General features: G+C 74.5%; 8 protein-coding genes. 2 read left to right on the top strand and 6 right to left on the bottom strand.

Translation table 11 applies throughout. The features are described from left to right. Positions 1-172 precede the first annotated feature (172 nt). Complete coding sequence (locus tag UO65_RS16240) at positions 173-364, bottom strand: hypothetical protein (RefSeq protein WP_035283379.1); 192 nt, start codon at positions 362-364, stop codon at positions 173-175. Positions 365-381: 17 nt separating this feature from the next. After that, entirely contained in the window at positions 382-1,494 is a 1,113-nt protein-coding gene (locus UO65_RS16235) for an ROK family transcriptional regulator (RefSeq protein ID WP_035283378.1), read from the bottom strand. A gap of 81 nt (positions 1,495-1,575) precedes the next feature. On the opposite strand from UO65_RS16235, the gene xylA reads away from it, so the two are divergent. Both xylA and xylB read left to right on the top strand, forming a co-directional pair. Then, entirely contained in the window at positions 1,576-2,745 is a 1,170-nt protein-coding gene (gene xylA / locus UO65_RS16230) for a xylose isomerase (protein WP_035283377.1), read from the top strand. Then, entirely contained in the window at positions 2,742-4,133 is a 1,392-nt protein-coding gene (gene xylB, locus UO65_RS16225) for a xylulokinase (RefSeq protein ID WP_035283376.1), read from the top strand. Before xylA ends, xylB begins: the two co-directional genes overlap by 4 nt. 68 nt (positions 4,134-4,201) lie before the next feature. Here the strand turns inward: xylB and UO65_RS16220 are convergent, their stop codons facing one another. The 4 genes from UO65_RS16220 to UO65_RS16205 form a co-directional block, all read right to left on the bottom strand. Beyond that, a complete protein-coding gene (locus UO65_RS16220; protein WP_052021243.1) occupies positions 4,202-6,478 on the bottom strand; it encodes an ATP-binding protein in 2,277 nt (758 codons plus the stop codon). A gap of 68 nt (positions 6,479-6,546) precedes the next feature. Continuing rightward, positions 6,547-7,104, bottom strand: coding sequence for an AAA family ATPase (locus tag UO65_RS16215; RefSeq protein ID WP_052021242.1), 558 nt, complete (start codon positions 7,102-7,104; stop codon positions 6,547-6,549). A 69-nt stretch (positions 7,105-7,173) separates the two neighbouring features. Next, positions 7,174-8,133: a magnesium transporter CorA family protein gene (locus UO65_RS16210; RefSeq protein ID WP_035283374.1), complete on the bottom strand. Its 960-nt coding sequence runs from the start codon at positions 8,131-8,133 to the stop codon at positions 7,174-7,176. A 73-nt stretch (positions 8,134-8,206) separates the two neighbouring features. After that, on the bottom strand, positions 8,207-9,052 hold the full coding sequence (locus tag UO65_RS16205) for an aldo/keto reductase (RefSeq protein WP_035283372.1): 846 nt from the start codon (positions 9,050-9,052) through the stop codon (positions 8,207-8,209). Between the last annotated feature and the right edge of the window lie 645 nt (positions 9,053-9,697).

The raw sequence follows: 9,697 nt of genomic DNA, 5'->3' as shown, positions 1-9,697 counted from the left end.
GATCGCCACCCCCGGCCAAACACATCCACCCACCCGGGCAGGGGCGTAGCCGGGGCGGCGGTTTGTGGGGTGGTCGGCCTGCGTTGAGGACCTCCACCCACCCGGGCAGTTCGCTCGCCGGGGCGGCGGTTCTCGGGGCGGTCGGCCGGTCAAGCACATCCACCCATCCGGGTCACTGCATAGCCGGGCTGGCGATCCGGCCGTCGAGCCAGGGGGTGTTGTCCTGCCGCAGGTCGCCGTGCACGAACACCGCCGGGTCATCGGGCCGGGGGAGTGCGCCCAGTCGTGCGGTGGCTTCGGCGAACAGCGGCGGGAGGGTGGCGCCGTCCCGGGCTGCGGCGACCCCGGCGGGGGTGCCCGGCACCTCACTCCGCCCAAGGGTCACAGCGCCTGACCGGCGCCCCGCAGGTAGGAATCGGGGTCCGCGCGGATGTGGTCGACGGCGGCCCTGGCCACGCCCAGGGCCGCCGCCTCGCGGCCGAGGGTGGACGCGACCACCGTGGGCGGGGACCAGCGCGCGCCGATCACCCGGCGGGCCAGTTCCGCGCGCAGCGGGCCGAAAAGCCAGGGGGCGAGGCGGGCGTGGTCCCCGCCGAGCACGATCGTCGGGATGTCCAGCAGGTTGACCAACCCGGACAGGGCCTGGCCCAGGCGGGTGCCCGCGCTTTCCAGCGCCGACAACGCTTCCGGGTCCCCATTCGCCGCCGCCTGGCGGGTGGGCAGCGCGGCCGTGCCCGCGTAGGTCTCCAGGCAGCCGCGGGCCCCGCAGCCGCAGCGGGGGCCGGTGGGGTCGACGCAGAGGTGGCCCAGTTCGCCCGCGAAGCCGTGGACCCCGGTCAGCAGGGCGCCGTCGCGGACGATGCCCGCGCCGACGCCGACCTCGCCGGAGACCAGGACGTAGTCGCGGGGGCCGTCGGGGCGCAGTTCGGCCAGGGCCGCCGCGTTGGCCTCGTTGGCGACGGTGACCGGCACGCCGACGTCCAGCGCGATGTCCACTTCGGACCAGTCCAGGTTCGGCGCGGAGAGCAGCACGCCGCCGCGGACCAGGCCGGGCACCGCGACGCCCACCCCGCCCACCGGCACCCCCTGCCCGGCCAGGGACCGGACGACCCGGGTGACGACCGCCAGCACCTGCTCCGGGGCCCGGCCGCGGTTGTCGCCGGAGCGCACCCGGCGGGCGCGGACACCGCCGAGCGGATCGACCAGGCAGGCCGTCACGTGGTCGACGCCGACGGCCACCCCCACCCCGTGCGGGCCGGTGGCCGACAGGGCCAGCCCCGTGCCGGTGCGACCGCGGCCGGTCCGCTCGACCGGGCCCGTCTCGGCGACCAGCCCGCCCGCGACCAGGTGGTCGACCAGGCTGGACACCGTGGCCTTGGCCAGGCCGGTCATCGCGGCCAGGCCCGCGCGGGAGCAGCCCGGGTTGGCGGTGACGGCGGCGAGCAGCAGGGCGCTGTTGTGCCTGCGCACGTCGAGCTGACCTGCTGGGCGCACCCCGGGACCTCCCGCGCTTGACGGACGCCGAACCCCGATTTAAGTTCAGCGACTGAACGAATACTGCCACCGGAGGCGACGATGCCAACACCCAGCCCGGACGACAGGTTCAGCTTCGGCCTCTGGACGGTCGGCTGGCGGGCGGCCGACCCGTTCGGTTCGGCGACCCGGCCCGAGCTCGACCCGGTCGAGGCCGTGCACCGGCTGGCCGAACTCGGCGCGTGGGGCATCACCTTCCACGACGACGACCTCATCCCCTTCGGCTCCGACACCACCGCCCGCGACGCGCACGTCGCCCGGTTCCGGGCCGCGCTCGACGAGACCGGCATGGTCGCGCCGATGGTCACCACGAACCTGTTCGGCCACCCGGTGTTCAAGGACGGCGCGTTCACCAGCAACGACCGCTCGGTCCGCCGCTTCGCGCTGCGCAAGGCGCTGCGCAACGTCGACCTGGCCGCCGAGCTGGGCGCGCGGACCTTCGTGCTCTGGGGTGGCCGCGAGGGCTCCGAGACCGACGCCGCCAAGGACTTCCGGGTCGCCCTCGACCGCTACCGGGAGGGCATCGACACCGTCGCCGGGTACGTCAAGGACCAGGGCTACGACCTGCGGCTGGCCCTGGAACCCAAGCCGAACGAGCCGCGCGGCGACATCCTGCTGCCCACCATCGGGCACGCGCTGGCGTTCATCGCCGAGCTGGAGCACGGCGACATCGTCGGGGTGAACCCCGAGGTCGGCCACGAGCAGATGGCCGGGCTGGACTTCGTGCACGGCGCGGCGCAGGCGCTGTGGGCGGGCAAGCTGTTCCACCTCGACCTCAACGGCCAGAAGGGCCCGCGCTACGACCAGGACATGGTCTTCGGCCACGGCGACCTGGTCTCCGCGTTCTTCCTCGTCGACCTGCTGGAGTCCGCCGGGTACACCGGGCCGAGGCACTTCGACTACAAGCCGACCCGCACCGAGGACATGACCGGGGTGTGGGCGTCGGCGGCGGCGAACATGCGGATGTACCTGCTGCTCAAGGAGCGGGCGGCGGCGTTCCGGGCCGACCCGGAGGTGCGCGCGGCGCTGGCGGTGTCCGGGGTGGACGAGCTGACCCGGCCGACCCTGGCCGCCGGTGAGACCACCGCCGACCTGCTGGCCGACCGGTCCGCATTCGAGGACTTCGACGCCGACGAGGCCGGGGAGCGCGGCTACGGGTTCGTCGCGCTCGCCCAACTGGCGATGGAGCACCTCATGGGCGCCCGGGGATGAGGACCCTGGTCGCGGGCGTCGACTCCTCCACCCAGTCCTGCAAGGTCGTCGTCCGCGACGCCGAGGACGGCACCGCGGTGCGCTCGGGCAGCGCCGCCCACCCCGACGGGTCCGAAGTGGACCCCCGGCACTGGTGGTCGGCGCTGTCCCTGGCGATCGAGCGGGCGGGCGGCCTGGCCGACGTGGCCGCCCTGTCGGTCGGCGGGCAGCAGCACGGCATGGTCGCCCTCGACGACACCGGCGCGGTCATCCGCGACGCGCTGCTGTGGAACGACACCCGCTCGGCCCGGGCGGCGGCCGACCTGATCGCCGAACTGGGCGGGCCGAAGGCGTGGGCGGACGCCGTCGGCACCGTGCCCACGGCGTCGTTCACCGTCACCAAGCTGCGCTGGCTCGCCGAGCACGAGCCGGACAACGCCGCCAGGGTCGCCGCGGTCGCCCTCCCGCACGACTGGCTGACCTGGCGCCTCGCGGGCGGTGCCGACCACGCTGACCTCGACACCCTCACCACCGACCGCGGCGACGCCAGCGGCACCGGCTACTACGCCACCCGCACCGGCACCTACCTGCCCGAGCACCTGACCCGCGCCCTCGGCCACGGCGCCCACCTGCCCCGGGTCGCCGGACCGGCCGAACAGGTCGGCACCGCGGGCCCCGTCCGCCTCGGCCCCGGCACCGGCGACAACGCCGCCGTCGCCCTCGGCGTCGGCGCCGAACCGGGCGACGTGGTCGTCTCCATCGGCACCTCCGGCACGGTCTTCGCCGTCAGCGACACCCCCACCGCCGACGAGACCGGCACCATCGCGGGCTTCGCCGACGCCACCGGCCGCCACCTCCCCCTGGTCTGCACCCTCAACGCCGCCCGCGTCCTCACCGCCACCCGCGAAATCCTCTCGGTCGACCTGGACCGGCTCAGCGAGTTGGCCCTGTCCGCCCCACCCGGCGCCGACGGCGTCGTGTTCCTCCCGTACCTGGAAGGCGAACGCACCCCCAACCGCCCGGACGCCACCGGCAGCGTCCACGGCCTCACCCTCGCCACCAGCACCCCCGCCCACCTGGCCCGGGCCGCCGTCGAAGGCGTCCTCTGCGGCCTCGCCGACGGCCTCGACGCCCTCACCACCGCGGGCGTCCGCGCCGACCGCGTCGTCCTGGTCGGCGGCGGCGCCCGCTCCGCCGCCCTGCGCGCCATCGCCCCCGGCATCTTCGGCCGCCCGGTCCTCGTCCCCGAACCAGCCGAGTACGCCGCGGAAGGCGCCGCCCGCCAAGCCGCCTGGACCCTCACCGGCGAAGCGGAACCGCCGCGGTGGGGGAGCGCACGGACGTCGCTGTACGAGGCGGACCCCACACCCCACGTGCGCGCCCGCTACGCCGAGGTCCGCGACGCCTGACGTTCGTCCGGCCGTGCCGGGGACCGGGTTTCCGGTGGTCCCGGCGCGTCCGAGCGGCTGGTCGGCGGCTACCGGGGTGGTGGGGCGCCGGGCCCGCGGGTTCCGGGGTGGCCCGAGCGGACGAACCAGGCCGCGATCTGGGCGCGGGTGTTGAAGTCCAGTTTGGTCAGGATGTGCTCGACGTGGGTGTCGGCGGTGCGGATCGCGATGACCAGGCGTTCGGCGATCTGGCGGTTGGTCAGGCCCTCGGCGACCAGGGCGGCGATCTCGGTCTCCCGGGGGGTCAGCACCGCCAGGGGTGGGGTGGCGCGTTCGTGCTCGTCCAGGGCGTGGGCCACCGCTTCCCGGGTGGACAGCGCCGCGCCCGCGGTGAACTCGGCCACCGCGGCCTCGGGGCCGATGGCGGCGATGACCAGGTTCGTGTCACGTTCGATCGGGCCGGTGAAGGACGGGTACCGGGTGGGGGAGGCGCCCACCGAGCGCCAGACCGTGCTCGCCGCGCCCATCAGGCGGGCGGCGCGGCGCGGGTCGGACAGGTGGGTGGCGCAGCCCGCGAGCACGGTCAGCGAGAACGCCGTCAGCACCCGGTCGGTGAGGTGGGCCTGCAGGCGCAGGAGTTCGCGGATCAGGTCGGCGGCGGTGGTGAGGTCGCCGCGGACGTATTCGCCCGCGCCCCGGGACCAGAGGGCCCAGGAGCGCCAGAAGACCTCTTGGTGGGCGGCGCAGGCCGCCTCGCTCTCGCGCAGGACCCGGCGGCCCTCGTCCAGGTGGCCGTCGAGCATCAGGGCCAGGCCGTGGTTGAGGGTGGCCCAGACCCGGCCGCCCTCGTCGCCCAGGGTGGTGAAGGACTTGGCGGCGGCGTCGAACAGGTCGGTGGCGGTGGGGAAGTCCGCGTCGATCAGCGCCTGGTAGCCGTGGACGTGGTCGACGTAGGCCAGGGTGGTCTCGTCGGTGGAGCGGGCGGCGTCGGCGAGGGCGCGCTCGTAGGCGGGGATGTCGTTCTGCACCAGGGCGAGGAAGGCGTACATCCAGGACGCGCTGCCGCGCACCGGGGCGTCCGGCGGGGCCACCGCCGACAGCTTGTCCAGCCAGATCCGGCCCTCGGTGTTGAGGCCGTGGGCGACCCACAGCTCCTTCACCGCGTGCACCATCCCCAACCCCACCACCGCCTCGGCCGGGTCGGCGCGGCAGAAATCCAGGGCGGCGCGCAGGTTCGGCTGCTCCAGCCGGAACCGCTCGACCCACTCCGGCTGCCTCGGCCCGAACCAGTCCTCGGCGAACCGGGCGGTCAGCCCCAGGCACCAGTCGCGGTGCGCGCGGCGCAGGCGGTCGTGCTCGCCCGCGGCCCGGGCCCGCTCCTCACCGTGGTGGCGCAGCATCTCCAGCATCCGGTAGCGGACCGTGCCCGCGTGCTCCCCGCGCAGCAGCACCGACTTGTCGACCAGGCTGTCGACCACGTCCAACACGTCGGCGGCGGCCAGGCCCGGCCCGGCACACACCAGTTCGGCGGCGTCGAGGTCGAAGGTGCCCGCGAACACCGACGCCCGCGCCCACAGCAGCCGCTCCCGGTCGGTGCACAGCTCGTGGCTCCAGCCGATCAGCGCGGCGATCGTGCCGTGCCGGTCCGGCAGCCGCCCCCGGTTGTCGCTGAGCAGCGTCATCCGCCCGTCGAGCCGGTCGGCGAGCTGGCGCACCGACAGCGACCGCAGCCGCACCGCCGCCAGCTCGATCGCCAGCGGCAGCCCCTCCAGCGCCCGGCACAGCCGCACCACGTCGTCCCGGTTGCCCCCGTCGACGGTGAACGACGGCACCACCGCCGTCGCCCGGTCGGTGAACAGCGCCACCGCGTCCCCGTCGACCGGCAGCGGCCCCACCGGCAGCACCCGCTCCCCGACCACGCCCAGCGACTGCCTGCTGGTGGCCAGCACGGCCAGCTCCGGGCAGGAGCGCAGCAGGGCGTGCACCACCTCCGCGCACGCCTGCACCAGGTGCTCGCAGTTGTCCAGCACCAGCAGCAACCTGCTCCCGGCCAACTGCTCCACCAGCAGCTCGATCGGCGGCTTCGCCGAGCGGCTGCCCAGCCCCAGGTGGTCGGCGACGGTGTTGACCAGCAGTTCCGGCTCGCGCAGCTCGGCCAGGCCGACGAACACCGCGCCGTCGGGGAAGGCGGCGCGCGCCCGGTCGGCCACCCGCAGCGCCAGCCGGGTCTTGCCGACGCCCCCCGGCCCGGTCAGCGTGACCAGGGGGGAGCGGGTCAGCAGCCGCGCCGCCGCGTCGATCTCCGCGCCCCGGCCGACGTAGGTGGTGGGTTCGGGCGGGAGCGGGCACCGCGCCGGGTCTGACATCGTCTCCACCGCCTTCCCACCGCCAGGTTAACCGCACCCGGGCGCCCGCGGCGCCCGCCCGGCCCGTCCTAGGTGGACATGGCGTGCTCGGCGAGCGCCAGCGCCACGGTCTGGTCCGGGTCCAGCTCCGAGGTGTCGATCCAGCGGCCCTGCTCGGCGAGCTCGGTCCGCATCACCGCGTCCAGGAAGCCCCAGTCGTGGGCGAGCTGCTTGTCCCGCGCGGCGATCCGCGCGGCCGCGACCCGCGGGCCGGGGGCCAGCACGACCAGGCGCACCGGCAGCCCGGCCAGGTGCTCCCGGTAGAACCCCAGGTGCACCGACCGCACCACGACGTCGTCGACCACCGGCACCACCCCGGCGGCGTGGAAGCTGCGGGCGAGCAGGCACGCGTTGCGGGCGCGCAGGAACAACTGCCGGTCGGCCTCGTCCTCCGGTTCCGGCCCCGGCCACCGCCCGCCCGAGACCACCATGTCCTGCAACGCGTCGACCTCGATGTGCGCGGCCAGCGGGAACCGCCCGGCCAGCTCCCGGGCCACCGTGGTCTTGCCGCTGCCCGGTATCCCCACCACCAGGTACACCGCGGGCGCTTCCGCCCGGTCGACCTCCACCAGCGTGAACTCGGCCACGGACACCCCTTCCCCCGTTCGGCCCCGGTCTACCAGAAACCCCGCCGCGGGTCAGCCGGATACGCGGCCTCAGAGCCAGTCCCGGCGCTTGAACATGAGGTAGAGGCCACCGGAGAGCACCACGATGGCGGTGGTCGACACCCAGAACCCCCACGGTTGCTCGGCCCCCGGGTACGGCACGTTCTGCCCGTAGAACCCGGTGATGGCGGTCGGGATGGCGATGACCGCCGCCCACCCGGTGACCTTCTTCATGATCAGGTTCAGCCGGTTGCTCTGGATGTTGAGCTGCGTCTCCCGCACGGTCGTCAACTGGTCGCGCAGCGAGTCGGTCATCTCCGCCGCGTGCGAGACGTGGTCGCGGATGTCGGCGAAGTAGGGCCGCAGGTCGTCGTCCACCAGCGTCCGGTCCCGGGACAGGGCCACCATCACCTCGCGCATCGGCTGCACCACCCGCCGCAGCCCGCTGAGGCTGCGCCGCAGCCGCACGGTGTCGCGCTGCAGCTCGCGGTCGCCCACCCGCTCCTCGAAGACCGCGTCCTCCAGTTGCTCCAGGTCCTCCTCCAGCGCCAGCGCGGACTCCAGGTGCCCGTCCACCACGGCGTCGAGGACCCCGTGCAGCAGCACCCCGACCCGGTCCTCGGCCAGGTCGGCGGTGTCCCAGCGGCGCAGCACGTCGTCCATGTCGAACCCGTCGTGCACGGTGACCAGCGCCCGCTCGGTGACGAACAACCCCAGCTCGGCCGTGGCCAGCTCACCGTCCTCGCCGACGCGCGTGCTGTAGACGGTGAGGAACAGGTGGCTCTTGTAGTGGTCGACCTTGGGCCGCTGCCTGCTCTCCCGCACGTCCTCCAGGGCGAGCTGGTGCAGCCCGAGCACGTCCCCGAGCTGCGCCAAGTCCCCGTCGTCCGGGTCGTGCAGGTCGACCCAGGCCACCGGACCCGGCTCCACCAGGAGGTCGGCCAGGTCGCACAGCGCGAAGTCCTCCTCGACGGGCTTGCCGTCGCGGTAGAGCCGGGTGCGGGTGGTCATGATCCGAGGCTGGCACACCCCACCGCACCCGGCACGACAGCCCCGGGCACCACAGCGCGGAGGAGGGCGCGGTCTACCCCAGGTCGGCCAGCTCCGCCCCGGTGAGGGTCAGCTCGGCGGCGGCAGCGGAGTCGCGGATGCTCTCCGGCCGCGACGAACCGGGGATCGGCACCACGACCGGCGCCTTCGCCAGCATCCAGGCCAGCGCCACCTGCTGCGGGCTCACCCCGTGCGCCCGCGCCACCGCCGCGAACGGCTCCGCCCCGCCGCCGAGGTCACCCGCCTTGCCGATGCCGCCCAACGGGCTCCAGGGCAGGAAGGCCACCCCCAGCTCCGCGCACAGCTCCAGCTCCGGCTCGCTGCTGCGGAACACGGGCGAGTACTGGTTCTGCACCGCCGAGAGCCGCCCGCCGAGCACCTCGTGCGCCTCCCGGATCTGGTCCGGGTCGAAGTTGGACACCGCCGCCATCCGGATCTTCCCGGCGTCGAGCAGGTCGGCCAGCACACCCACCGATTCGGCGGTCGGCACCTTCGGGTCCGGCCGGTGGAAGTGGTACAGGTCGATCGCCTCCACCCCGAGCCTGCGCAGCGAAGCCTCGCAGGCGGACCTGAGGTGCTCCGGCCGCCCGTCCAGCTCCCAGCCACCCCCCGGGACCCGGGTGTGCCCACCCTTCGTGGAGACCAGCACCTCCTCCCGGGTGCCGCGCAGGACCTCGGCGATCAACTCCTCGTTGTGCCCGAAGTCGCTGTCGTCCAGGGAGTAGGCGTCAGCGGTGTCGATGAGGGTGACCCCGGCCTCCACGGCGGCCCGGATGGTGGCCACGGCCCGGTCCCGATCAGGCCTCCCGGAAACCGACAGGGGCATGCCCCCCAGGCCGATGGCGCTGACGGTGGCGGTTCCGATGCTGCGTGTCTGCATACCCCGATCGTCGCACCCACCACCCGATCCGACCGGCCGAGCCCACACCGGGCGGTTGTCACCTGAACCGGGTTATCCCCGACCCCGACCCGGCCACGGGCTGGCCGCGAACCGTTTCGCCTGGTAGCAGTGGGGTGTCCGACTTCGGCGGCGGCACTGGTCCGGCCGATGCCCCCGGCCGGACGGCGGCACCGCCCCGGGAACACCCCGAGCGCTCCCGGGGCGGGACCGTCAAACCCCACCGGCCCGGACCACAAGAGACCGGACCGGACCACCCCCGAACCCCACCGGCGCAGCAACAACCAGCCAGCCACCCAGGAACCGGCGGCCCGGTGAGCGGATGCCCGGCTGGGTGGAGGTGCTTGGCCCGCCACCCGATCACCCCGCCAACCGCCGGCCCCGGCCACCAGCCACCCGAAACCCCACCGGCGCAGCAGCCCAACCGACCACCCCGAAAACCGCTGGCCCGGCTACGCCCCTGCGCGGTGGGCGGAGGTCCTGAACGCAGACCAGCCACCCCCAAAACCGCCGGTCCGGCGAGCGAACTGCCCTGGTGGGTGGATGTCCTGAACGCAGGCCGACCACCCCGAGAACCGCCGGCCCGGCCACAAAATGCCCGGGTGGGTGGATGTGTTTGGCCGGGGG

The organism is Actinokineospora spheciospongiae, from assembly GCF_000564855.1.
Lineage (GTDB): Bacteria > Actinomycetota > Actinomycetes > Mycobacteriales > Pseudonocardiaceae > Actinokineospora > Actinokineospora spheciospongiae.
Note: the sequence above shows the minus strand (reverse complement) of the source record. Positions and strands in the feature narration are given on the sequence as shown.